Here is a 24,969-nt window from a genome sequence, read left to right as displayed (position 1 = left end):
AGGTTATGAGTAAAAGCTAACACACTGAAAGTTATATTAAAATATATTTGGCATAGAGTTTGATTTAAATTAAATAAATTGGAAATTTGAGAGGTTTTTATGGCAGAACAAGGATCAGCAGGCAATGTAATTGCCGCAATTTGTAATGTTTTTTTCCCAGGTCTTGGGCAGTTAGTGCAAGGACGTATTGGTGCTGCATTGTTTTTTGCAATTGTTGTTTTTGGTGGTTATGCACTGTGGTTTTTAGTTATACCCGCGATCATCGGTGGTATTTTCCACTTATGGTCAATAATCGACGCGGCGAAATTCCGCAAGGTGGTTATTTATCGAGAATATTAAAGTAAAGTTAATATTTAGTTTTCAGCAAGATTAGCATCCGTTAATCTTGCAATTCACTCCACTTACCAAGCTAAAGTACTTACCTGTTTAAAAATAACCCTGTGGAACCTAAAAAAAGCCATTAGTTTCAGTTAACTATTAAGAAGGTTTGTAAATGACTGTAAATGAATTTGTGTATCTGTAAATATATATTTACTGCTAGCTTATTATAACCACATGATTTTTCATAACTATTTTTGTCTTCTTTGATTTTCCCTTCTGAAGGTTGTTTTTTAAGCATTGATGCTCTTTGTCGAGAATGACTCAACTTTTGTAATTTTTGTGTTAAAACAGAGGGGTTCAAATTACATTTAGAAATAAATTGAAATAATTAGAAGTAATTTGTAACACATAACATTTAGAAAACTTCAGGGAAATCTCATTTTGAAAAACTTAAGCTTATTAGCGCTAGGTATAAAAGGCGCATTATTTGCTGGTGCAGTAACTAGTTTTACTGCAACGGCTGCTGAGGAAGCAAACCAAGGCGAAGAAGTAGAACGTATTACTGTTACTGGTTCTAAAATCAAACGTATTGGTGAACTTTCTGCAACACCTGTTACTGTTATCACTGGTGACACACTAACTGACGCTGGCATAACTAACGTTGCAGACTTACTTCAAGATTTACCATCGGCAACGACAGGTCTTTCTCCAGAAACAACAAATAATACTATTTTCGCAAGTGGTCTTAACAATACAGACCTTCGTGGTTTAGGTTCTAATCGTACTCTTGTTCTTGTTAATGGTCGTCGTTTTGTTTCTGGTTCACCTACATCAAGTGCGGTTGACTTAAACAACATTCCAACAGCAATGATCGAGCGCATCGAAGTAACAACAGGTGGTGCATCAGCTGTTTATGGTTCTGATGCTATTGCTGGTGTTGTAAACATTGTAACTAAGCAATCATTTGATGGTGTTGAGTTTGACGCATCTACACGTCAACCTTCTCAAGAAGGTGGTGAATCAAGTTATGCATCTTTAACATTTGGTGGTGAAGCTGACAAAATTAGTTTTATTGCTAATATCTCATACACTAAAGATGAGCAGCTACGTGGTGACCAACGTGATTTCATTAAAAATGGTATCATTTCAATTGACCATCCAGATAATGTGAATGATGAAGATGGTATTCCTCGTCGTATTATCTACGACCAAGAAGGTTCAACTTCATTACGTTTCTACAGCAAAACAGGTGACTTTTTTGCTCCAAATTTAAATGGTGGCTGGGGTCATTATATCTTTGGTGATGATGGTAATCTTCGTGAATTTGTTGAAGGTGAACGTTTACCAGCGAGTTCAACACCAGGTAGTCGTAATACAAACTACTACACAGGTGAAGGTGACGGTTATAGTTTCTTAGAGCACAAGTACGTTCGTACGCCACTTGAGCGTATTAATGTGAATACGCAAGTAAATATGGAACTTGCTGACGATCACAATATGACATTTGAAATGCTTTATTCAAATACGTCAGCTTTTGGTGAGAGCTCACCTGCGTTCTTCTATCTTCGTGGTATGAAAGCGGATAATGCTTTCTTCAATGATGAAACAAAACAGTTCTTCGCTGACCGTAATATGTCTTCATACAATGCATATTTCCTAGCAGACACATTTGGTCACCGCAAATATGATCAGAAACGTCAAACAGTACGTGGTGCACTTGGTTTTGATGGTATGATCACAGATAACTGGAGCTACGATGCGTATGCTCAAATCGGTTATGTTCAGCAAGATACCACTTGGTTTGGTGAATTGTTAACTGAAAACTTCTATAACGCGCTTGATGCTGTAGAGGTTAATGGTCAAATCGTATGTGCTGACCGAAATGATGCAGGTGAAGTTGTTGGTGCGTTATCTGGTTGTGCACCATTAAATATTTGGGGTAAAGGCCTAGCATCTCAAGAAGCGCTTGATTATGTTGGTACTGACGCAACTCGTCGCGCAAGCATCAAGCAAACAGTTGTTGGTGGTACAGTTAGCGGTGATTTATTTGAGTTACCAGCAGGTCCTCTAGCATCAGCATTCACACTTGAATATCGTGAAGAACGCGCTGAGACTCTTCCAGATCCAGCGATGCGTAAAGGTCTAATCTTTAACAACCAATCAGATGCACTATTCGGTGAGTTTGATGTTAAAGAAGCGGCTGCAGAATTCTCTATTCCAGTATTATCAGACATGCCGTTTGTTCAAGATTTATATGTTGAACTAGCATACCGCTACATGGATTACTCATCTACAGGTACTGATGACGCGTGGAAAGTAAGTCTTAACTATGTAATGAACGATGATTTACGTTTCCGTTTAAACCGTTCTAAGTCAGTTCGCGCACCGAATATTGATGAGCTATACAGCCCTCCAGGCCAAACTTACGCGAGCTTCAATGATCCTTGTGAGCAAGGTCAAATTGACAACGCTGGTGAATACAAAGCCAATATTGAGCGTAACTGTCGAGCAGCTGGTATCCCAGTTGGTTGGGCACCATCTGATCTTTGGAAGCAAACAACTCACCCAGGTTACGTTGTTGGTAATGATGACTTAACAAATGAAACAGCATATGACATTACATATGGTTTCATTTATACGCCAGCATACCTAGAAGGTTTCAGTGTAACGTTAGATTACTGGAAGTTTGAGCTAGAAGACATGATTACTCGTCCTAGCGCTGCTAACATTGTACGTGGTTGTTATGAACTAGATTCTCTAGATAACCCTTATTGTAATCTTATCGAGCGTGATCCTACATCACTTGAGATCACTGCGTTCTATCAGTCTCCTGTAAATGCGGCAACAAGTACTATCTCGGGTACAGATATTGAGCTTAACTATGGCTTTGAATCTGGTTTTGGTGATTTCGACTTCCGTTTAATCACAACTTACTTAGAAGAGCGTGAGCAAAACACAACAGGTAAAGAAGAAGATAGCCGTCAGTACCAAGGTGAAGTCCACCGTCCACGTTGGAAAGGTCGTTTCACTCTGAACTATGGTTACGAAGACCTGTCATTGGCTGCCACTTCAGTTTACAGACATGCTACAGTTTGGGATCGTGATTGGACGCCTGAAGATAACAACTATAACGATATTCCTTCTTACATTAAGTGGGATTTAACCGCGCGTTATAACATCACTGATGATCTTCAAGTTCGTGGTGGTATCTTAAATGTGTTCGACAGAACACCACCTCGTAATCCGTTCACTTATGATGACGGTGAGTTCTTCGACTTAGATGGTCGTACTTACACAGTCGGTGTGAACTATAAGTTCTAATCTCTGGTAATAATAAAAATGCCGCTTTATAGCGGCATTTTTTATTTTTAAAAAAGAAAAACTAGGGTTTACTTATTCATCTGCGCTATAAACTGGTTTGAATCAGCAATTGATTTATTCATTTCGCTCATTAATGTTTGAATGTCACGTTTTAGGCTTGAAAACTCGCCTTTAATTGCTGCAATGGCTTGTGCATTTAGGTTGTGTTTGAGGTATAAAACGTTGTCGTTTAATGCGGTTAATACTGGCTCCATTTTACTCTCAGAGCGGCGCATTGAACGTAATAACTGTTCAAACTGGCGTTTAGTTGCAGAAAGTTTCTTTTGGCTGTCGCGTTTTAGTTTGGCGTTTGAATATTGCTCTAATTCTTCTTCCCACTCATCAAACAGTGCTTCTGCCACGTCTTCCACGGCATTGATTTTACTTGAAACATCTTCAGCCGATTTTTTACTCGCTAAATAATCATCATTCAGTTGGTCGTAAACTTTTTGCAGTTCGCCACCGTCAAAATTAATTAATGTAGTTAAGCGCTCATAGGCCGATTGGAATTCTTCTTGCGATTCCTGTTGCGACTCTTTTGCTTCTTCTACTCGGTCAATCAGAATATCTCGTTTATGAACACCCACGCTTTCCATTGCCGAATAATAGGCTGTTTGACAGCCTGAAAGGGTTAATAAGCTTGTGGTTGCGACAGCTAACAGTAATTTTTTCATAGTGTGTGCAATTCTCTTTATGCTTTTCATTATCTTGTTATTATATGGCAATAATTTTTTATTAGTAGCGCTTAATATGCAGAAGAAAATCGATTATTCACAGATGTTTCAGCACTTAGGTAACGGAGTGAGCTACATTGCCTTTTGGTTTAAAGGGTATGGAAAACGCTGTTTAGATGACCAAATAACCGTGAATGCAGGTTATTTGGCCTATGTTACCCTGTTGTCGTTAGTGCCTATGTTGGCGGTCGTTTTTGCTATTTTTTCAGCATTTCCTGTCTTTCAAGAATTTCGCGCGACAATTGAAAACTTTATTTTCAATAACTTTGTACCTACTTCGTCCGAAACAATTAAAGAGCATATTGGCGCGTTTACCGGTAATGCAAATAAAATGACCGCGATGGGTATTGGCTTTTTAATCGTAGTCGCACTTTTTTTGATACGTAATGTTGATGCCACGCTTAACCGTATTTGGCGTACGCAAAAAAAGCGCCCTGTGGTTATTTCGTTTGCTATTTATTGGATGGTGTTAACGTTAGGTCCGGTTTTATTAGGTGCTAGCTTGGGTGTCACATCGTATATTGTGGGCCTTGCTGCCTATGCAGATGAAGGTATTCCGGGATTTAGTGGTTTTTTACTGGGACTATTGCCCTATGTAATTTCAACCGCAGGTTTTATGCTGATTTATACCTTGGTACCAAATACCCGTGTGCCAATTAAAGCATCACTGCCCGGTGCAATGTTTGCCGCATTATTATTTGAGCTTAGCAAAAAAGGTTTTGCTGCATATGTGAGTAATTTCCCATCATATGAAGTGATTTATGGTGCTTTGGCAACAATTCCAATTCTATTTGTATGGGTATATTTATCTTGGATTGTGGTGTTGTTAGGAGCTGAGTTTACAGTGTCGCTGCAGCAAACGTTTGGTAATAGAAATAAACCACTAGTTGTTGAACAAGAGGAAAAGTAGTATGCAAGGGTTAATTCAACGGGTTAGTGAAGCCAAAGTGGTCGTTGAAAGTGAAGTCGTTGGTGAAATCAAACAAGGAATTTTATTATTGCTTGGTGTAGAGAAAGAAGATGACCAACAAAAAGCGGATAAGCTTTTGCATAAAGTGTCAGGTTACCGCATCTTTCCTGATAGCGAAGGTAAAATGAATTTAAGTTTAAAAGACATTGGCGGTGATTTGCTTGTTGTATCGCAATTTACTCTCGCTGCAGATACCAAAAAAGGCATGCGCCCGAGTTTTTCATCTGCCGCAGTACCAGTGCTAGGTGAAGAGCTTTATGAGTACTTTGTTAAGCAAGCCAGAGCAAGTTTAGCTAAAGTGCAAACTGGGCAATTTGGTGCTGATATGAAAGTGCATTTAGTGAATGATGGACCAGTGACATTCCGCTTAGAAGTGTAAATGTACTATTTTATTGTTGTAGTCTTTAATTGGGTAGATGGTTGCATTTACTTCAAACACATCTTTTAAAACCTCTTCCAGTAGCTTTATTTGTTGCGTATTTTCGCAAATAAAATTGATAAACAAATGGCGCTCTTTATTTGCTATAAAGAGCTCTTTAATTTTTAAATAAAAATCTGAGTGAAAAAGGAAAATAGGGCAATCTTGTTGGCTGAATAAGTCGAGCACTAGCCACTCAAATTTTTCCGTTAAATCGAGTGAAGTAATATCTGAGTTTATTATTTTAGAATGAGTATTTGTGGCAAAAAACTGCTGATAAAGTTCGATAATTTCAGGGCTCTTTTCAATGCTAATTACTTCACAGTACGGATATTTAACCTGCAAATAGTTGCGAATAACACCACCACCAAGTCCTACTTCTAAGACTTTATTTGGCTTTTCTAGTCGCTGCCATAAATTTGCGAGTTGTTGTAAGTGGGGTAATAACAAACTTTCTGGGTGATCTAAATTACATATTGATTGTAAGGTGTTGTTTATTAGTAACCAGCGAAAGTTATTGAGTTGTCTGATGGTACACGTGCCAATAGATGCTTTATGCAAGCAAACTAGGCTCCCTAATTTATTTGCATGGTTTACAAATTCAGTATCTATCAAGGTTAGCTCTTATAATGTCTTCGCTTAACAAGCTTAGGTTAATACCAAAGTGTTTACCAAGGAATGATTTAATAATGTCCATTTTTAGGTTAATCTGTTGCCAATTTGAATAGTTAGGAGTCGCCATGTTACAAGTAACGACACCCCAAAGTAGTCAAGATTGGCAGGATTATTACCAACTTAGATGGCAAGTATTGCGTGCTCCTTGGCAGCAGCCAAGAGGCTCTGAGCAAGATGAATTTGAGCAAGAAGCGGAACATCGTTTTATTAAAAATGAGCAAGGTCAGGTCCTAGGTGTGGCTCGCTTGCACTGGAATACAGGTGAACAAGCGCAAGTACGCTATATGGCGGTCAATAAAGATCATCGCGGTCACCATTTAGGTAGTCGCTTATTGCATGAGCTTGAAAAAATAGCGTGGCAGCAAGGTGCAAAGGAATTGCTTCTGTTTGCACGTGATCGTGCAGTCGATTTTTATAAACGTCATGGTTATGTGGTCGTTGAAAAAGCGCATTTAATGTATGGCGATATTCAGCATTGGAAAATGGTTAAACTATGTCCTTCTTGTCCAGGCTGGTTTCGCCGCCCGGAATGGACCAAAGTGTTGCAAAATACCTGGCGTGAAGATATTCCTATCAGTGATGCAATGGGTATTAAAGTTGAGAGTTATACCGATTGGCAATTTACAACTACAGCCGAATTTAGTGCCAATCAAAACCTTCACGGTACAATGTTTGCGGGCTCAATTTATAGCTTGGCAACATTAACGGGTTGGGGAGCAACATACCTTCATTTAAAAGAAACAGGCATAGAAGCTGCGATTGTGCTCTCCGATGCGAGTATTAAGTATTTAAAGCCGCTAAAGCAAGATCCACGCGGTAACGTTGATTTGCATAAATGCAGCGGTGATTTAACGTCTTTGGAACAAGGTGAAAAGGCCATTTATAAAGTGCCAGTTAGCATTTATGATGGTGAGCAGCTTGTGGCAGAATTTGTGGGTGAATACACCCTATTACCAAAGAAATAAGGTGATATAAGCAAATTTGCTTATATCACGGCAAAAGGAAGTAGGTTGCTGTGCCAAGGAAGGCAAAAATACCGACGACATCCGTAACAGTCGTTAAGATGACCCCCCCTGCAAGTGCAGGATCGATATCCAGCTTTTTAAGAATCAGTGGGATAGTTACGCCAGCGCAGCCAGCAGCGAATAAGTTCATAAACATCGCAAAGGCGATAACTAAACCAAGCGTGAAGTTCCATTGCCAAAGTGCCACGACTGATGCAATCAACAAGGCCCAAATCACACCATTAAGCATGCCTATGGCAATCTCTTTACCTATTAGCCAGCGTTGGTTGGCATCATTAATGTGGCCAACAGCAATACCACGAATAACGAGCGTCAGGGTTTGACTGCCTGCAATACCGCCCATTGAAGGTACGATACCATTAAGAACCGCTAAAATAGGCAAAATACCAAGCGTAGATTCAAACAACCCGGCGACAAATGCAGCCAATATGGCAGTAATTAAATTAACACCAAGCCAAACAGAGCGTCGCTTTGTACTTTTAACAACCGGTGCAAAGGTATCTTCTTCATCATCAAGACCGGCCATGCTCATCATGCTGTGCTCGGCTTCTTCACGAATAACATCAACAATGTCATCGATAGTGATACGACCAAGCAATTGACTGTCTGCATCGACAACCGGTGCAGAAATCCAGTTATGACGTTCGAATAGCTGTGCAACTTCAGACTCACCCATACTCACTGGAATGGCCTCAGATTCGTTATCCATCACTTCACGCACTGTAAGACTAGGATTTTTAGTCAGAAGCGTGGCTAGTTGGATATCACCTAAAAATTTATTTTCTTTATCAACAACGTAAAGTTCATCGGTACCTTCAGGTAGCTCACCCTTTAAACGCAAATAACGCAAAACAACGTCAAGTGTTACATCAGGGCGAATGGTTATGGTATCGGTGCTCATAAGTGCACCGGCAGTTTCTTCTTCATACGAGAGAACAACTGTTGCACGTTCTTGGTCGGTTTTATCCATTGAGCCCAATACTTCTTGGTAGACAGTATCAGGTAAGCTACGCAGTACTTCTGCAAAATCATCGTCGTCCATTTCCTCTGTTGCAGCAGCAACAAGAGCAGGATCCATTTGCGCGATGATGCCGTTACGTACATCTTCTGAAAGTTCTTCTAAGGTTTCACCTTGTAAATCAGGGTCTACAAGTTGCCAAAGAACGGTACGACTTTTATGTGGCGATGACTCCAAAAGCAAGGCAATATCACAGGGTGGCATATGTGCTAACATGCGGCGAACGTGCACAAACATGCCGCTACTTAGGGCTTTTGTGACCTCATGTAGTTGTGTTTGTGAATAATCCTGTTCTAGTGCTTCTGGCATGTTCACCCTATTATAAATTGATGGTTGGAGTGAATGGTTGCAACTCTTTGATTTATAGAGTTAACTTGATTTTAACTTATTGTAGCATTATTGCAGATAAAAGTTTTAGTTAAGTTAGCAGTTTATTCGTCTTCGTTAAACTTAGCTTGAATTAAATCGCCAATGGCGAGTAACGCTTGATCTTGGTCTGGGCCATCACAGCGAACCAACACTTCTTTCCCTTGGGAACTTTCTAATAACATCAATCCTAAAACACTGTCTGCATCCGCCGTTTTATCGCCTTGCGTTAAGCTGATTTTGGCGTCAAATGCCATAGCTAATTTTGCTAGTTGAGTCGCAGCGCGAGCATGTAAACCAAGCTTATTTTCTATCAAAAAGTGTTTTTCGATGGCCATGATCTTCCCTTACGATGACTTGGTTTGTTCTCTATGATGCGCTTTTACATTTTTATGATGCTTGGCGAAGCTTTCTGCAAGGGTTTGAGCCAAATACACTGAGCGATGTTGCCCACCGGTACAACCAATTGCAACCGTTAAATAACTGCGATTGTTACGTTCTAAATGAGGCAGCCAGGTCTCAATAAATGTTTGAATTTGCCATGCAAACTTGTGAACAACAGGTTGATTAGCCAGAAAATCGATTACAGGCTGATCAAGTCCGGTAAGCGGTTTTAAGTGAGACTCCCAATGCGGGTTTGGTAAAAAGCGTGCATCAAAAACATAGTCAGCATGTTTTGGAATACCGTGTTTATAGCCAAAAGATTCAAATGTAATAATCAATTGATTCGACTTCTTACCCAGTACTTTCTCTCGAATGCTATCGGCCAATTGATGCACACTTAAGTCAGTTGTATCAATGAAAATATCGGCCTTTGAGGCTATTGGGTCGAGCAAGTTTTTCTCAGCTTCAATCGCTTCTTCAAGTGAGATATTGTTTAGTGATAATGGGTGTAAGCGGCGAGTTTCTGAAAAGCGTTTAATTAGCGTGTTGTCGTCACTGTCGAGATAAAATAAAGTTGGCGTGGCAAATCCAGGTAAGTAATCCAAAACTTCCTCTATTTCATCTGGCTCTTTTGTCATATTGCGTGCATCGACACTCACAGCAATTTTGTCGTATTTATCTGAGACTGTGCGGATTAATGATGGCAGTAGATTGACAGGAATATTATCAACAACATAATAGCCAAGATCTTCAAGCACTCTAAGTGCAACAGTTTTTCCTGACCCTGAGCGACCACTGATTAAAATAAGTTGCACTGAAGTCTCCTAACTTTAGTTAATTGCTTCACTACTAATAACTTGATATAGCTGATGATTATTCTCAGCATGGCGAAGCTGACGGCAAAAATGCTTGTCTTTAAGTTTATCAGCGATAGTGGCTAAAGTCTGCAAATGATGTTGGCACTTTTGTTCTGGTATGAGCAGTACCACAAAAATATCAACATCTTTATCATCTATAGCATCAAAAGGGATAGGGGATTGGTTTACGATTAAAAAACCAATAGTATCTTGTAGTCCATTAATGCGACCATGGGGAATGGCTAGCCCTTTACCAATACCTGTGCTTCCAAGCTTTTCACGTTGTAATAAGGCTTCTAAAAACTCTTGTGCTGTGATCTCAGGTGCTTGCTGGTGTGCGAGATCACTAATAAATTCAAATAGTCTTTTTTTGCTATTAAAAAGGACCGCGGTTTTAGCGCAGTCCTCAGCAATAATATCTGCAAGTTTCATTTTAATGACGAGAGAGCTTCTCTTTATGTTTAATAACTTGGCGATCAAGCTTATCAACAAGTCCATCAATTGCTGCATACATATCTTCATGTGCAGTCGACGCGAAAAGTTCGCCACCATTCACATGCATAGTTGCTTCTGCTTTTTGTGATAATTTTTCGATATCTAGAATAACGTGTACGTTATTAATGTGATCAAAATGCCTCTCAAGTTTTGCAAATTTGTTAGTGACATAGTCTCTTAAAGAATCAGTAATTTCTACGTGACGACCTGTTAAGTTTAATTGCATAAGCATTTTCCTTCTAAATGGTCTAAATCAGGCTCTTGCGCTGATTAGACGGTGGTATGGATAGCGACTCACGATATTTTGCAATTGTGCGTCGCGCCACTTTAATTCCTTGTTCTGCTAGTAGATCGGTTATCTTGCTATCGCTTAATGGCTTGGCAGGATTTTCCGCTGCTACTAACTTTTTGATCAGTGCTCGAATCGCGGTAGATGAGCACTCACCCCCATTTTCCGTGCTAACGTGGCTAGAGAAAAAGTATTTCAATTCATAAATGCCACGTGGTGTATGCATGTATTTTTGCGTTGTAACACGCGAGATAGTCGATTCATGCATCTCAACCATTTCGGCGACATCGTTTAAAACCATCGGTTTCATTGCTTCATCGCCATATTCAAAGAATGCCTGTTGTTGTTCAACAATGCAATTGGCTACTTTTAATAAAGTGTCATTGCGGCTTTCTAAGCTTTTAATAAACCATTTAGCCTCTTGTAAATGGTTGCGTATAAACTGGCTATCACTGCCTGACTTCATAGAGCGGGTAAGCGATGCGTACTGTTCGTTTACACGAATTTTCGGCATACTGTCGTTGTTTAACTCAACACGCCAACGGCCTTTAATTTTTTTTACTGAAACATCAGGAACAACATACTCTGGCTCTTCATGAATAATACTTTCAGCTGGCTTTGGATTAAGGCTATGTATTAATGTTAAGACTTCTTTTAACTCAGGTTCTTTGAGTTTGGCCTTCTTCATTATGGTACGATAGTCTCTTAACCCCAAAAGTTCCATATGGTTTGAGATTACGCTTTTTGTTTCGCTTAGCCAAGGGGTATTTTTGTCATACTGGTTGAGCTGGATCAATAAACATTCTTGTAGCGAACGTGCAGCAATACCAACAGGGTCAAAGAGTTGAATGCGTTTTAGTACAGCTTCAACTTCATCAAGTTCAATTTGTTCCTGATCATCTGATTTTTGCACCGCTTCTAAAATTTCTTCGGCACTTTGCGTTAAATAACCAGAATCATCAACGGCTTCAACAATGGTTGTTGCAATCATTTCGTCGGTGTCGCTAAACGGTGTTAAGCGCAGTTGCCACATTAAGTAATCTTGCAACGATTCGCTGGTAGAGCCTTGGTAAACCGTGTCATTTTCAGGGGCGGGTGCATTGCTAACCGATACTGGTGCTGCACTAATATAATCATCCCACGACACATCCATAGCTAAATCATCAGAGAGATTTTCATTATTTAAGGCGTCGCTAGATTCAATTTCAGATTGGCTTACAGGCGTGTCATATTCATCTTGAGAAGATGAATCATCTTTGCTGGTTTCAGCGTTTTCATTGTTTTGATTGTCATCACTGAAATCAATGTCTTCTTCAAGTAAAGGATTGGCATCAAGGGCTTCCTGAATTTCTTGCTGCAAATCTAACGTGCTCAACTGCAATAGGCGAATTGCCTGTTGCAATTGGGGTGTCATTGTTAGTTGCTGCCCAAGGCGAAGCTGTAGCGATTGCTTCATGTAATTATTCTAATCCTTCTTTATTTCTCAAGCTGTTGGTTAACAATTCAACTCCAGTAAAAAAGTACACTCACTATTACTATAGTCTGAATTGTTCACCTAGGTACACATCGCGAACTTTTTGGTTGTTTAAAACCTCTTCTGCAGTACCTGATGCAATCAATTCACCGTGAGAAACAATATAGGCTTTCTCACATACATCAAGGGTTTCACGCACATTATGGTCAGTGATTAAAACACCAATTCCGCGATTTTTTAAATGCTCAATTATTTTCTTTATATCTATCACTGAAATAGGATCAACACCAGCAAAAGGTTCATCTAACAGGATAAATTTCGGATTCGCGGCTAATGCGCGAGCGATTTCTACACGGCGACGTTCACCACCAGAAAGTGCCATACCTTGCGAATCTCGAATATGTCCAATATTAAATTCTTCGAGCAAATCATCGAGCACTTCTTCGCGTTGCACACGATTAAGATCTTTGCGGGTTTCAAGAATCGCCATGATGTTTTGGTATACTGTAAGCTTTCTAAAAATCGAAGACTCTTGCGGTAAATAACCAATACCTAAACGGGCACGGCTATGCATAGGCTGTAATGTAATATCATTATCATCGATACGAATAGAGCCTTTATCACTCGGTACTAAACCGACAATCATGTAAAAAGTGGTTGTTTTACCTGCGCCATTTGGGCCAAGCAAACCAACGATGCTACCGGCTTTAACTTCTAAACCTACATTCTTAACAACTTGACGTGATTTGTAACTTTTTGCCAGCTTTTCGGCAATTAATGTGCTCATTTTTCGCCTTGTTTATTTTGCGTATTTATGATGGTTTTGACTTGGTTGCTTGAGTTTTCTGATTTTTTAGATGTCACGGTTTCATTTGCGCGATCGTAAATGATGGTATCTGCTGACATGGTGTCACCGTTTTGTTGAAATTTGGCACTACCAGACATGGTAAATAATGATTTAGCAACATCGTAAGTAATGCTCTCTGCGCTTGCAACAATGGTTGAACCATCTTCTTGAGTTGCACTGAATTTAACCGGTTTTCCGCTTGCGATGAGTAATTGTTGGTTATCACCAAGTTCTGTTCGCTTGTGTGCTTCTAAATAGTCTGCGGTAATCGACATATCGCCATGCTTTATTTGCACATTATTACGGAAAATTCCGACATTTTCTTTGAGGCGAGCTGACTGTTCATCGGCATCGATTTCCAATGGAAATTTAAGTTTTAATTGTTCAGCCATTACTTGGCCACTGGTGATGCACAAAGTGAAAGCCAGTCCGGCGATTGACATAAATTTCGTCATTTTATTGGTCATAATAAGTGGTCTTTGTATGGTTGATTAACTTTATAACTTGTTCTTCTAAATTAGCATTGAGGCCTAGGCCTTTGATTTCAAGTCCTGGCCCGGTCATTTTCACTTCTGATTCAGAGCTCATCACTTTTGTAGAAATCAAATATTCAATGCTTGAGGCTTCGATGGTGTCGAGCATAACATCGGTTGTCAGATTTTTGGCAACAACGTTTTGTTCCAAAATTAGTTTCTCGTTATTGTAAAGTGTGGCTTCATCAGCGTTAAGTTGCCAAACTCCTTGTTCAGAGAAGATCGTAAATTGCGGTTTTTCAAAATGAGTAAAACCTAGTTCTTGATACATCGACATTTTTTTCGCCATAACTTTATGGCTCACTGTGCCTGTTTCATTAAAGTTGGTTTGTTTTAAATCAGTCGCAATGTAGTCGGGAATACTTGCTACTTGCTCGACTACAGGGGCTTGCTCTTTTGTTTCAAAAAAATATGGAAGCCATAGCCACACCATGGCAATGATGAAGAGTATAGTAATGGCGATACGCGCAGACATTAGGAGCTGGTACCAGAGTGACTAAGTTGTTTATTTTGACTCAACATAATTAAGTCTGTGAGTTCGCGTACAGCACCAAAACCACCAAGCATAGTAGTAGTGTAGTGGGCAGTTCGTTTAACTAATGGATGTGCATCATTAGTTGCTACGGCAAAGCCAACAAGCTCCATAACGGGTAAGTCGGGACTGTCATCACCAATGTAGGCAATTTCGTCGTTCGTTATTGATAGAGATTCTTTTAATTGATTAAAGGCAATCACTTTATCTTCTTGGCCTTGATAAATATGCTGAACAGTCAGGCTCTTCATGCGGTTTTCTACAATTTTAGAATTACGCCCTGTGATCACAGCAACTTGTACACCACTGTTGATAATTGACTTAATGCCAAAACCATCTTTAGTGTGGAAGGCTTTAAGTTCTTCACCATCATTGCCAAGGTAGATGCGGCCATCTGAAAATACGCCATCAATATCGCAAATTAGTAGTTTAATTTTACTTGCTTTGCTAAATACTTCATTTGTCGTGTCTGCATACAATTCGTTAAAAAGCTGTTGTGAGGGCGTTAAACTCATAATACACCTGCTTTTAGTAAATCTTGCATATTGAGTGCTCCAACCGGTCTTTGTTGTCGATCCACAACAATTAGGCCATTAATTTTCTTTTGTTCCATTATATTAAGTGCCTCTGCTGCTAACATATTTTCGCACGCGGTAGTGCATTGCTTGGTCATCACCTCTGATATGGCTGTCGCGTGAATATCAATACGCTGTTCTAAAATGCGGCGCAAATCACCATCTGTAAAAATACCTTGAAGCACCTTCTCTTGATTAATAACCGCAGTCATACCGAGCCCTTTCGCTGTCATTTCAAGTAGTGCATTTTTTATGGTAGTGCCTTCGGTCACAATCGGTAAAGCATCGCCCTGATGCATAATATCTTTTAGCATTAAGAGTAAACGCTTACCTAAACTGCCACCTGGATGAGATAATGCAAAATCATCAGCGGTGAAGCCTTTTTCTTCTAAAAGTGCAACCGCGATAGCATCACCCATAGCGAGAGTTGCTGTGGTACTTGCCGTAGGGGCTAACCCCAGAGGACATGCTTCTTCCGATATGGCAATACAAATATGTACGTCGGATTGTTGCGCAAGAGTAGAGCTTTGTTTGCCACTCATACCCACAATGTTAGCGCCAATGCGTTTAATAACTGGGATAAGGTTTATAACTTCAGCAGTTTCACCTGAATTTGAAATCATTAACAGTACATCGTCTTTGGTGATCATACCCAAATCACCATGGCTTGCTTCACCCGGATGGACAAAAAATGCTGGAGTGCCAGTACTTGCTAACGTGGCAGCTATTTTATTACCAATATGACCAGATTTACCCATGCCAATCACAATAACGCGACCTTTGCAGTCATACATTAATTGACAGGCATTGCTAAAATCGTCATTGATATACTGAGCGAGTTGTTCAATCGCATTCTTTTCTATTTCTAATACGCGTTTTCCGCGAGCAACAAAGTTCATGAATTAGCCTTACGCGCTGACAGATGAAAAGATAAGATACTGATAGCCAGCAAATGCGGCCACTAATAACCCACCTTCAAAACGATTGATCCGTCTTGAACCGCGAAAACTGAGGCTCATGGCTATGAGTGCTATAGTCGCACCCAGCATGATGAAAATATCACGTGATGATACCGCAGGATCAACATTTGACGGGTTAATAATCCCCGCAAGCGATAGTACAGCAAGCAGATTAAAAATATTTGAGCCAATAATATTACCGAGTGCTAAGTCATCTTCATTTTTTAAAACACCAGCAACGCAGGCTGCTAGTTCAGGTAAACTTGTTCCAATGGCAATAATGGTTAATCCGATCACTAAATCACTGATACCAAATAATTTTGCTATGTCGGTAGCTGACTCAACAATTAAATGCGAACTTACTGGCAAAATAACCATACCTACCACTAACCAAAAAAGCGCCACAGAAGTGCTGACATTATCCGGTACTTCATCGCATGCTTCACTAACAAACGGGTCGCTTTCGCCATTTGCGGCTTTACTTTGCTTAACTGAAATAATTGTTATCGCTGATATAAAAATGGCAAAGCCTGCCATTAAGGCAATCCCTTCACCAAAGCCTAAAAAGTTGTCAGATAAAATGTACCAAGCAGCTAATGATACTAACATCACTACCGGCATTTCACGTTTTAGTGTGCTTGATGAGACATTTAAAGGGCGAAGTAATGCTGTTATACCAAGCACGAGTAAGATATTGGTAATATTTGAACCTATGGCATTACCAACCGCGGTATCAGTTTGCTGTGCTAATGCAGCCTGAGCCGATACCATCATTTCGGGTGCAGATGAACCCATTGCAACAATTGTTAACCCGATGATTAATGTTGGAATTCCATAATTCTTTGCCAGCGCAGCCGCACCAAAGACAAAGCGATCTGCGCTCCAAACCAAGCCGACAAATCCAGCAATTAAAATAGCAATTGATAACAACATTCTTGAATAAAAACCAAAATTTAGATAACACCAAATAATATCAAATCTGTATCTAAAACACAGCATTTGTAACCGTTATTACAAATATTTACTTTTTCATAGGTTTCACAACATTTTTAAAAGGCATAGAATATACTCGCGTTTAATTCTAGGAGAGCGACTTGTCGCATAATTTAGTTGAAATAAAGGACGTAACCTTTTCTCGTGGTGATAGAGTTATCTATCAAAACATGAGTTTCAGTGTTCCTACAGGAAAAATCACTGCCATAATGGGTCCAAGTGGTATTGGTAAGACGACTATGTTGCGTTTGATAGGCGGTCAACTAAAGCCTGATTCAGGCGACATTCTTTTCTCAGGAAAAAGTATTCCAAAAATGTCGCGCAGCGAGCTATATCAAGCGCGTGAGCGAATGAGTATGTTGTTTCAAAGCGGTGCTTTATTTACAGATATGAGTGTGTTTGACAACATTGCTTTCCCCTTACGAGAACACACTAAACTTTCTGAAGAGATAATCCGTATTATTGTTTTGATGAAGCTTGAAGCGGTCGGGTTGCGAGGTGCACGTGATTTGATGCCATCGGAGCTTTCAGGAGGAATGGCAAGGCGTGCGGCACTTGCGCGTGCTATTGCACTAGACCCTGAATTAATCATGTATGATGAACCGTTTGCGGGTCAAGACCCTATTTCAATGGGAGTATTGGTTAAACTAATTAAATCATTAAACCAAACACTTGATATTACATCACTTGTAGTTACACATGATGTAACAGAGGTTATGAGCATTGCCGACCATGTTGTGCTATTAGCGGATAAAGGTGTGATTGGCGAAGGAACACCAGAGCAGGTTGCTAAGTCAGAGTCCCCCCTTGTACAGCAATTTTTACAAGGATTGTCTGATGGCCCTGTGCCATTCCACTTTGATGCAGCACCATACAACCAAGACTTATTAATGGGAAGCGAGCGTGGTTAATACAATTCAATCAATCGGTCGTAATACGTTAGACACGCTAGCGGGTATTGGCCGCGCTTTATTAATGCTATTAGGTGCCATTTTCAGTGTTCCTAATTTTAGGAAAGGCACGCCATTATTGATAAAGCAGCTCTATATGGTGGGGTTTTTATCACTCATAATAATTTTAGTCTCAGGCCTTTTTATAGGCATGGTGTTGGCGCTGCAAGGATATACCGTTCTTGTGGATTATGGCGCTGAAGACAGTTTAGGTCCGCTCGTTGCACTTAGCTTATTGCGTGAGTTAGGACCTGTTGTGACAGCACTATTATTTGCGGGTCGAGCAGGCAGTGCATTAACTGCTGAAATTGGCTTAATGAAGGCAACTGAACAGTTAACTAGCTTAGAAATGATGGCTGTAGATCCCCTTAAAAGGGTTATAGCGCCACGGTTTTGGGCGGGCATGATTAGCATGCCATTGCTTGCGATGATTTTCTCTGCAGTAGCTATTCTTGGTGCTCATCTTGTTGGTGTTGATTGGCTTGGCGTAGATTCAGGTAGTTTTTGGTCAATCATGCAGGCGCAAGTATCTTTTGAAAAAGATATCCTAAATGGGGCAATCAAAGCAGTGGTGTTTGCGTTTGTTGTCACTTGGATTGCACTTTATAAGGGTTACGATTGTGTTCCAACATCTGAAGGCATTAGCAAAGCAACAACTGAAACAGTTGTTCAATCATCATTGGCAGTATTAGGGTTAGATTTTGTGCTGACAGCAATAATGTTTGGCGCTTAAAGGGTAAATAATGAATTCGAAGAAAATTGAAATTTTAGTGGGCTTTTTTGTATCACTCGGTATTGCCGCAATTGTTATGCTTGCTCTGAAAGTGGCCAACGCGGGTATCAGTGGTAATGGTGATACCTACAGCCTTTATGCCAAATTTGACAATATAGGCTCTCTTAAAGTTCGTTCGCCAATTAAGGTCGGTGGTGTAGTGGTTGGCCGTGTTGAAGCAATTAATTTAGACCCAGCGGACTATGTGCCTGTTGTACACATGAAAATAGCGACAGAATATAGCAACTTTACTGAGACTTCATCGGTCAATATATTAACGTCAGGTATTTTGGGGGAGCAGTATTTGGGTATTAACCCAGGTGTGATTGCACACAAAGATATGAACGGTGAGGATGAACTGAGCGAGATGTTTGGTCTCGAAGAAGTGAAAGTTTTGAAAGATGGTGACTTTATTACTGATACAAAATCAGCTCTGGTTCTTGAAGAGTTAATTGGTCAGTTTTTATTTAACCAAAGTAACGATTAACTGGGATTGTGATAATTAAGATGATGAAATTTTTAATTGCGGTTTTACTGGTACTTAAGTCGAACTTTGCTATTGCGAAAGACGTAGATGAGAGTAATCCATACTTTATGGTAAGAGCGGTTGCAGAAAATACCTTTGCGCGTATTAACAAAGATAAAGCCATCATTGAACAAGACAAAAACCATTTGAAAGTGGTTGTAGAAGAAGAGCTACTACCTTATATCGATTACCGTTATGCAGCGCAGCGAGTTCTTGGTAGCTACATTTCAAAAGTGCGCAATATCAAAGATAAAGAAGAACAAAAAGCTGAAATCGAAAACCTTAGGCGCTTTATTGATGTATTTCGCGAATATTTAATCACGTCGTATGCAGGTATTTTCACTCAATATAGAGGACAGGAAGTTGAATTTTCTCCTGCGCAAGACTTTGAAGATGATAAATTAGTATTAGTGAAAACCAAAATAGTTGAGTCTGGTAAACCAGACATCAATATTGATTTTAAAGTACGTAAAACCAAATCAGGTGAATGGAAAGGTTTTGATATGCTGCCTGAAGGCATTAGTTTACTTGATGCCAAACAATCTGAATTCCATGGCATTCTCCGTACGGAAGGACTTGTTTACGTAATTGATATGCTAGATAAAAAGAGCAAATTGCCTGTGCAATTTGCGGGTGAATAAGCAATGTCAAAGTTATTGCTAACAGAACTAGGTGACGCAAATTACATACTGAGTGGCGAGTTAAATCGCTACTCAGTTGCCAATCTGCAATTACCCAAAAATAGTTCTAAAACCACCCTGACACTTGACCTCAGTGAAATAACCAAAGTCGATACCGCAGGTCTCGCTTGGTTAATCTATAGTTTGTCGCAATTGCAACGGAACAATATAAGCCTTAAACTTGTCCACTTACCTGAGCAGCTCAAAAAGCTAATGCAATTGGGTCACGTAGAGAATTTATTTGAGTAGAGTTAATGGATCCTAAACAAGTCGAAGACATTTTATCGCAAGCGTTATCGCTAGATTTTATTAAAGTAAAAGCTGAAGGCAGTCACTATGAACTGATTGTTGTTGGCGAGTGTTTTGCTGACGTTTCACGCGTTAAGCAACAGCAAATGGTTTATGCACCATTAATGGAAAAAATTTCTGACGGCACAATGCACGCCGTATCAATCAAAGCTTACACGCCAGCGCAGTGGGAACGTGATCGCAAATTGATGATGCTATAGGTGGCATCAATGGATCAATTTGTAATTCAAGGCGGCAGTACGATTGCCGGAGAAGTGACCATTTCTGGCGCGAAAAATGCCGCACTGCCAATTTTATTTGCTGCGATTCTGGCAAACAGTAAAAGTCGTTTTACTAATGTGCCACGTTTACGTGATATCAATACAACTGAAGCACTACTTGCAACGCTTGGTGCGCAGGTAGAGTGGCAACAGGATGATTTGGTTGTAGATGGTAGCACTATCGATAAAGTACTTGCACCATATGATTTAGTTAAGCAAATGCGCGCTTCGGTTTTGGCTCTAGGGCCGTTATTGGCACGCTTTGGTGAAGCGCAAGTCTCTTTACCAGGTGGCTGTGCAATAGGTGCAAGACCCGTTGATCTCCACATTTCAGGCCTAGAAAAAATGGGTGCTGATATCACTGTGGAAGGTGGTTATATCAATGCTAAAGTAAATGGTCGCTTAAAAGGCGCACATATCTTTATGGATGTGGTGAGCGTAGGAGCAACTGAAAACTTACTTATGGCAGCCACATTAGCTGACGGTGTAACAGTATTGGAAAACGCTGCACGTGAACCAGAAATCAATGACTTAGCTAAATACCTCAGTGCAATGGGCGCAAAAATTACTGGTGCAGGATCTGATCGTATTGAAGTTACAGGTGTTGAATCACTTACTGGCTGTGAACATCGCATTTTACCAGATCGCATTGAAACAGGGACTTACCTTGTGGCAGCTGCAATGGCAAAAGGTGAAGTGCTTTGTCACGGAACAGATCATTTCAGTTTAGAACCTGTCATTGAGAAATTGCGTGATGCCAATGCACTCATCGAATTAAATGATAACAGCATTTATTTAGATATGCGTGGTCGCATGCCAAAAGCGGTAAATATTAAAACCTCACCACATCCCGGCTTTCCTACGGATATGCAGGCGCAATTTACAGCGCTTAATGTGGTTGCTGAAGGCAGTGCAACCATCACTGAAACGATTTTCGAAAACCGTTTTATGCATGTGCCAGAACTCAAGCGTATGGGGGCAAACATTCGTTTAGAGGGTAATACGGCAATTTGTGAACATACTGAGTTGTTGAGTGGCGCACAAGTTATGGCAACAGATTTACGTGCATCAGCCAGTTTAATTTTAACGGGTGCAATTGCGCAAGGCGAAACAATCGTAGATCGCATCTATCATGTTGATAGAGGCTATCAACGTATTGAAGATAAGCTTGGTGGCTTAGGCGTAAAAATTGCCCGTCGAAAAGCTAGTTAAAAAGCTATAAACCAAAAGGCCGCAATTGCGGCCTTTTTGTTAACTAATTTATCTTAGAACTGCAGCTCACCCACTTCAACTGGTAGCTCAATAGCTTTACCTTCACGAATTATTGAGAAGCTGAGCACATTACCCGGTGGTGTATTGGTAATAAGTTCTAAAGTAGTATTGGTGTTAATTACTTTTTTGCCATCAATTTTTGTCACTATATCATTGATTTCAAAACCAGCGCGCCATGCTGGGCCTAGAGGGTCTAGGCGAGCAACACGCATGCCGTACACAGGTGTGTGATTGTTTCTAACTAAGCGACCTGAACTATCAACCGGATCGGCATCAAAGCCAATATAACCGCGAATTACGCGACCATATTTAATGATTTTATCCATTACCTCTTTTGCCAATGAATAAGGCACGGCAAAGAAAATGCCTTGTACTTCTAAATTTCTTGCATGTTTGAATTTAGCTGAGGTAATACCCACTAGCGTGCCATTCGTGTTTATAACTGCACCACCTGAGTTACCTGTGTTTACCGCTGCGTCCATTTGTAAGAAGCGTGTATGGCGAGTTTGTGCAATATTGGTTTTGTCGGTAGCGCTAATAATCCCTTGAGTAATCGTTTGGCCTAAATTGAGAGGGTTGCCAATGGCGAGAATAACATCACCCACCTGTGGTATAAAATCGTTATTAGTCGGAATTTCTGGTAAATGTTTAGCGGTAATTTTCAATAATGCTAAATCGGTAGGAACATCAAAACCAATCAACTGTACATCAGTAAACTGACGGCCATCGTTAAGCACAACCAATATTTGGTCTGCATTATTGATCACGTGGTAGTTGGTAAGAATGTACCCTTTTTTAGACATTATAATACCCGAGCCTAGTTCGCGAATTGGACTTGCTGGGCGCAGGCTGCGGGGGCGGTTACTAATGGATTCTGAGTAAATATTTACTACCGCTGGAGATGCTGCTTTAACGGCATTAGCAAAGCTAAGATGACTTGCATTTAATGTCGCTTCATTCGCTTTAAATTGTTCGCGTAATAACTCTGGTGAGAACACCATTAGGTAAATAAAGGCAAATCCAAGTCCTAATAAAGTAGGGGTAAGCAAAAACTGAAGCTTTTTTAACACACTGGGCCGTTTAATTATTTTTTTAAAAGAGGTTTATTGTGGCAAGAATAAATGTGTTCGGCAAGCCGAACGCTCTTTCCAGTAAATATAAAAAACGCCCAAACTGAGTTGAGCGTTTTTATATAAAAGTTGACTGTTCGCTATTTACTGAATTTGTACATTGAATATGCGAGTGCCACGTTGAACACGAAGGAAAATATAGCCTTCAACGTCATCGATAGCTTTGCTTAAATCACGTACAGAATCTACACGAGTTCTGTTAACCATTAAGATAACATCGCCTTCCTCTAATCCTACACGCGCTGCAGGGGCACGGTTTGAATCAATCGACTTGATAACAACACCTTCTTTGCCGTCATCAGTTTGGCCTGCTTCGAGAGTTGCACCGGTTAAGTTGCGGTGCATTTTATCTGCGGCAGTTGCAGTATCAGATATACCACCGAGTTTCACTTTAATGGTTTTATTCTTGCCATCACGAATAATGCCTAACTTAACGGTTTTACCTTCACCTGAAGTTGCTATTTTACTGCGAAGCTCCATAAAACTGTGTATCTTCTTACCATCAATGCTCACAATAACGTCGTTAACTTTAAGACCAGCTTTTTCTGCTGCACTGTCTTCAACAATTTCGTTAACGATAGCGCCTTGTTTGGTTTCTAAACCAAACGCCTTAGCGACACCTGCATTTACATTACTACCCAAAATACCCAAGCTACCGCGACGTACTTCACCAAACTCTAAAATTTGATCTACTAGGCTTTTCATCATATTAGATGGAATAGCAAAGCCAATACCTACGTTACCACCCGATGCGCCTAAAATGGCAGTGTTAATCCCAATTAGTTCGCCTTTAAGGTTAACAAGTGCGCCACCCGAGTTGCCTTGGTTAATTGCAGCGTCGGTTTGAATAAAGTCTTCATAACCTTCAATATTCAGACCTGAACGACCCAGTGCACTGACAATACCTGAAGTAACAGTATGGCTAAGGCCAAATGGATTACCAATAGCAACAGAGAAGTCACCGACACGCAATTCATCTGAATCAGCAAGTCTTACTTCAGTCAGGTCCTCCCCTTTAACTTCTAATAACGCGATGTCTGATTGAGGATCACTACCGACTAATTTAGCTTCGAATTCACGACCATCTTGTAAAGTGACAATAATTTTTTCTGCGTCTTGTATAACGTGGTTATTGGTAACAATGTGACCTTCGTCAGCATCAATAATAACACCTGAACCTAAACCGCTAAATGGGCGCTTTTCAGCGCGCGGTTGGCGCTGTGGGTTTCCAAAAAAGAAATCAAAAGGGTCTACACGTTGACGTACTTCTTTAGAACCAGATACACGAATACTCACTACACCAGGTGTGACTTTTTCGAGCATGGGGGCAAGAGTTGGAAGTTGTTGTCCGTTAACCGAAACAGGCAATTTTGCGTGGCTAATAGCCGGGGAAATTAATAGTGTGGCTGAAAGAATTGCTGCGCTTAATACTGTTAATTTTGTTTTCATAGTCAAAATAACGCTCCTTAAATCAAAAGGGTAGCTGATTTGCTCTTTTCAGGGAGGAGCAAATCAGCCAGTTACTTATAATGACTATGGGGTCAAAAAAAAGTTCATCAAGATGCGATTAAGCACTTTCTGTTTGCTTGTTTTCTGAACTATCACCTCTAAAAATGCCCGTTTCACCGGTTACAAAGTCAGCAGGCGGCGCTTGTAATTCGGCATTGCGCGCTAAAATTTTAGTGCGTGTAACATCATTATCACGTGTTTCGGATAAAATTTCCGTCGCTTCTTGAGAAAAGAAAGGAACAACTTCAGTGTCGTTTTTTGCAACTAATAACTGATTGGTTTCTTCCATGTGTTTAACAAGCTGTAAGTAACTTTCTTGCATTTTTCCCATAAGTTTATTGGTGTGGGCAGCATGAAGAGAAACATCTTGCTTAAATTGTTCAAGATCGCTTTGTGCTCTTTCAACTTCTTTTTCTAATTCGTCATGTTCATATTGACGCTTTGTGATTAGGCTTCCAATAAAAAAACTAGCAACGGCAGTGGCGACTACTAAGGTGATCCAAATGGCTGTACTCATACTATTAAGCCTTATAATTTTTGAAAATAGATACTTTAAATATACGCTTTGATTGCGCTCGTGTTAATATTTTACATCAAAATTTAAGTAACTCTTTGTATTTATCATGACCCCTTGGCAAAAATATCAACAAGACTTAACTCGCGACGATTTTCATCATGATGCAGCGCAAGAAAATGCGGTGCGTCACTTACAGCGTTTGTATGATGATTTAACGGC

30 protein-coding genes are annotated in these 24,969 nt (G+C 40.1%); 13 read left to right on the top strand and 17 right to left on the bottom strand.

Going from position 1 to position 24,969, the window contains the following annotated elements:
* The first annotated feature begins 99 nt into the window (after positions 1-99).
* Both ABYD77_RS04230 and ABYD77_RS04225 read left to right on the top strand, forming a co-directional pair.
* The gene (locus ABYD77_RS04230) at positions 100-339 is read left to right on the top strand and encodes a hypothetical protein (RefSeq protein WP_372767299.1); all 240 of its coding nucleotides are present in this window, start codon (positions 100-102) and stop codon (positions 337-339) included.
* A 423-nt stretch (positions 340-762) separates the two neighbouring features.
* Positions 763-3,642, top strand: a complete 2,880-nt coding sequence (locus ABYD77_RS04225; RefSeq protein WP_372767297.1) for a TonB-dependent receptor plug domain-containing protein — start codon at positions 763-765, stop codon at positions 3,640-3,642.
* A gap of 68 nt (positions 3,643-3,710) precedes the next feature.
* Here the strand turns inward: ABYD77_RS04225 and ABYD77_RS04220 are convergent, their stop codons facing one another.
* Complete coding sequence (locus tag ABYD77_RS04220; protein ID WP_372767295.1) at positions 3,711-4,355, bottom strand: DUF2959 family protein; 645 nt, start codon at positions 4,353-4,355, stop codon at positions 3,711-3,713.
* Between the two features lie 103 nt (positions 4,356-4,458).
* Here ABYD77_RS04220 and ABYD77_RS04215 point away from each other — a divergent pair, with 103 nt between their 5' ends.
* Both ABYD77_RS04215 and dtd read left to right on the top strand, forming a co-directional pair.
* Positions 4,459-5,325: a virulence factor BrkB family protein gene (locus ABYD77_RS04215; protein WP_372767339.1), complete on the top strand. Its 867-nt coding sequence runs from the start codon at positions 4,459-4,461 to the stop codon at positions 5,323-5,325.
* Position 5,326: 1 nt separating this feature from the next.
* Positions 5,327-5,764, top strand: a complete 438-nt coding sequence (gene dtd / locus ABYD77_RS04210; protein ID WP_372767293.1) for a D-aminoacyl-tRNA deacylase — start codon at positions 5,327-5,329, stop codon at positions 5,762-5,764.
* On the opposite strand, the gene ABYD77_RS04205 is transcribed toward dtd, so the two are convergent.
* The gene (locus tag ABYD77_RS04205) at positions 5,753-6,364 is read right to left on the bottom strand and encodes an SAM-dependent methyltransferase (protein WP_372767291.1); all 612 of its coding nucleotides are present in this window, start codon (positions 6,362-6,364) and stop codon (positions 5,753-5,755) included. The genes dtd and ABYD77_RS04205 overlap by 12 nt on opposite strands.
* A 179-nt stretch (positions 6,365-6,543) precedes the next feature.
* Between ABYD77_RS04205 and ABYD77_RS04200 the strand changes: the two genes are divergently transcribed.
* The gene (locus ABYD77_RS04200; RefSeq protein WP_372767289.1) at positions 6,544-7,443 is read left to right on the top strand and encodes a YiiD C-terminal domain-containing protein; all 900 of its coding nucleotides are present in this window, start codon (positions 6,544-6,546) and stop codon (positions 7,441-7,443) included.
* Between the two features lie 25 nt (positions 7,444-7,468).
* On the opposite strand, the gene mgtE is transcribed toward ABYD77_RS04200, so the two are convergent.
* From mgtE to ABYD77_RS04140, 12 genes are all read right to left on the bottom strand, one after another.
* Positions 7,469-8,830, bottom strand: a complete 1,362-nt coding sequence (gene mgtE, locus ABYD77_RS04195) for a magnesium transporter (protein WP_372767287.1) — start codon at positions 8,828-8,830, stop codon at positions 7,469-7,471.
* Positions 8,831-8,952: 122 nt separating this feature from the next.
* Positions 8,953-9,225, bottom strand: a complete 273-nt coding sequence (locus ABYD77_RS04190) for an HPr family phosphocarrier protein (RefSeq protein ID WP_372767285.1) — start codon at positions 9,223-9,225, stop codon at positions 8,953-8,955.
* Between the two features lie 9 nt (positions 9,226-9,234).
* Entirely contained in the window at positions 9,235-10,086 is an 852-nt protein-coding gene (gene rapZ, locus ABYD77_RS04185) for an RNase adapter RapZ (RefSeq protein WP_372767283.1), read from the bottom strand.
* Between the two features lie 15 nt (positions 10,087-10,101).
* Positions 10,102-10,560, bottom strand: a complete 459-nt coding sequence (ptsN, locus tag ABYD77_RS04180; RefSeq protein WP_372767281.1) for a PTS IIA-like nitrogen regulatory protein PtsN — start codon at positions 10,558-10,560, stop codon at positions 10,102-10,104.
* A gap of 1 nt (position 10,561) precedes the next feature.
* Positions 10,562-10,849, bottom strand: a complete 288-nt coding sequence (gene hpf, locus ABYD77_RS04175; protein ID WP_274760966.1) for a ribosome hibernation promoting factor — start codon at positions 10,847-10,849, stop codon at positions 10,562-10,564.
* A gap of 22 nt (positions 10,850-10,871) precedes the next feature.
* Positions 10,872-12,368 (bottom strand): RNA polymerase factor sigma-54, encoded by a 1,497-nt coding sequence (locus tag ABYD77_RS04170; RefSeq protein ID WP_372767279.1) that lies wholly within the window; start codon positions 12,366-12,368, stop codon positions 10,872-10,874.
* 79 nt (positions 12,369-12,447) lie between these two features.
* The gene (gene lptB, locus ABYD77_RS04165) at positions 12,448-13,173 is read right to left on the bottom strand and encodes an LPS export ABC transporter ATP-binding protein (protein WP_372767277.1); all 726 of its coding nucleotides are present in this window, start codon (positions 13,171-13,173) and stop codon (positions 12,448-12,450) included.
* Positions 13,170-13,688, bottom strand: a complete 519-nt coding sequence (gene lptA / locus ABYD77_RS04160; RefSeq protein WP_372767275.1) for a lipopolysaccharide transport periplasmic protein LptA — start codon at positions 13,686-13,688, stop codon at positions 13,170-13,172. Before lptA ends, lptB begins: the two co-directional genes overlap by 4 nt.
* A gap of 1 nt (position 13,689) precedes the next feature.
* Positions 13,690-14,241: an LPS export ABC transporter periplasmic protein LptC gene (gene lptC, locus ABYD77_RS04155; protein ID WP_372767273.1), complete on the bottom strand. Its 552-nt coding sequence runs from the start codon at positions 14,239-14,241 to the stop codon at positions 13,690-13,692.
* Positions 14,241-14,813: a 3-deoxy-manno-octulosonate-8-phosphatase KdsC gene (kdsC, locus tag ABYD77_RS04150; protein WP_372767271.1), complete on the bottom strand. Its 573-nt coding sequence runs from the start codon at positions 14,811-14,813 to the stop codon at positions 14,241-14,243. The genes lptC and kdsC overlap by 1 nt, the downstream gene beginning before the upstream one ends.
* Entirely contained in the window at positions 14,810-15,772 is a 963-nt protein-coding gene (locus tag ABYD77_RS04145) for a KpsF/GutQ family sugar-phosphate isomerase (protein WP_372767269.1), read from the bottom strand. Before ABYD77_RS04145 ends, kdsC begins: the two co-directional genes overlap by 4 nt.
* Positions 15,773-15,781: 9 nt before the next feature.
* On the bottom strand, positions 15,782-16,765 hold the full coding sequence (locus ABYD77_RS04140) for a calcium/sodium antiporter (RefSeq protein WP_372767267.1): 984 nt from the start codon (positions 16,763-16,765) through the stop codon (positions 15,782-15,784).
* 161 nt (positions 16,766-16,926) lie between these two features.
* Between ABYD77_RS04140 and mlaF the strand changes: the two genes are divergently transcribed.
* Genes mlaF through murA form a run of 7 tightly spaced genes read left to right on the top strand, consistent with a single transcriptional unit; the run spans position 16,927 to position 21,534 of the window.
* A complete protein-coding gene (gene mlaF / locus ABYD77_RS04135) occupies positions 16,927-17,736 on the top strand; it encodes a phospholipid ABC transporter ATP-binding protein MlaF (RefSeq protein ID WP_372767265.1) in 810 nt (269 codons plus the stop codon).
* Positions 17,729-18,508, top strand: coding sequence for a lipid asymmetry maintenance ABC transporter permease subunit MlaE (gene mlaE, locus ABYD77_RS04130; RefSeq protein ID WP_372767263.1), 780 nt, complete (start codon positions 17,729-17,731; stop codon positions 18,506-18,508). Before mlaF ends, mlaE begins: the two co-directional genes overlap by 8 nt.
* A 10-nt stretch (positions 18,509-18,518) precedes the next feature.
* Positions 18,519-19,034 carry an outer membrane lipid asymmetry maintenance protein MlaD gene (gene mlaD / locus ABYD77_RS04125; RefSeq protein WP_372767261.1) on the top strand — a complete coding sequence of 172 codons (516 nt, stop codon included), beginning with the start codon at positions 18,519-18,521 and terminating at the stop codon, positions 19,032-19,034.
* A gap of 23 nt (positions 19,035-19,057) precedes the next feature.
* On the top strand, positions 19,058-19,714 hold the full coding sequence (locus ABYD77_RS04120) for a phospholipid-binding protein MlaC (RefSeq protein WP_372767337.1): 657 nt from the start codon (positions 19,058-19,060) through the stop codon (positions 19,712-19,714).
* Between the two features lie 3 nt (positions 19,715-19,717).
* Positions 19,718-20,002 (top strand): lipid asymmetry maintenance protein MlaB, encoded by a 285-nt coding sequence (locus ABYD77_RS04115; RefSeq protein ID WP_372767259.1) that lies wholly within the window; start codon positions 19,718-19,720, stop codon positions 20,000-20,002.
* Between the two features lie 5 nt (positions 20,003-20,007).
* The gene (locus ABYD77_RS04110) at positions 20,008-20,262 is read left to right on the top strand and encodes a BolA family protein (RefSeq protein ID WP_274760979.1); all 255 of its coding nucleotides are present in this window, start codon (positions 20,008-20,010) and stop codon (positions 20,260-20,262) included.
* 9 nt (positions 20,263-20,271) lie between these two features.
* Positions 20,272-21,534, top strand: a complete 1,263-nt coding sequence (gene murA, locus ABYD77_RS04105; protein WP_372767257.1) for a UDP-N-acetylglucosamine 1-carboxyvinyltransferase — start codon at positions 20,272-20,274, stop codon at positions 21,532-21,534.
* A 53-nt stretch (positions 21,535-21,587) separates the two neighbouring features.
* On the opposite strand, the gene ABYD77_RS04100 is transcribed toward murA, so the two are convergent.
* The 3 genes from ABYD77_RS04100 to ABYD77_RS04090 form a co-directional block, all read right to left on the bottom strand.
* The gene (locus ABYD77_RS04100) at positions 21,588-22,664 is read right to left on the bottom strand and encodes a trypsin-like peptidase domain-containing protein (protein ID WP_372767255.1); all 1,077 of its coding nucleotides are present in this window, start codon (positions 22,662-22,664) and stop codon (positions 21,588-21,590) included.
* A gap of 144 nt (positions 22,665-22,808) precedes the next feature.
* On the bottom strand, positions 22,809-24,173 hold the full coding sequence (locus ABYD77_RS04095) for a DegQ family serine endoprotease (protein WP_372767253.1): 1,365 nt from the start codon (positions 24,171-24,173) through the stop codon (positions 22,809-22,811).
* Positions 24,174-24,291: 118 nt separating this feature from the next.
* Entirely contained in the window at positions 24,292-24,750 is a 459-nt protein-coding gene (locus ABYD77_RS04090) for a ZapG family protein (RefSeq protein ID WP_372767251.1), read from the bottom strand.
* A 106-nt stretch (positions 24,751-24,856) separates the two neighbouring features.
* Here ABYD77_RS04090 and zapE point away from each other — a divergent pair.
* A partial coding sequence (zapE, locus tag ABYD77_RS04085) for an AFG1/ZapE family ATPase (protein WP_372767335.1) occupies positions 24,857-24,969 on the top strand: 113 nt, incomplete at its 3' end.

Origin of the sequence: Pseudoalteromonas sp. (assembly GCF_041629635.1) — a bacterium.
Taxonomy (GTDB): Bacteria; Pseudomonadota; Gammaproteobacteria; order Enterobacterales; family Alteromonadaceae; genus Pseudoalteromonas.
The sequence above is the reverse complement of the archived record's forward strand: the minus strand, read 5'-3'. Positions and strand labels throughout refer to the sequence as shown.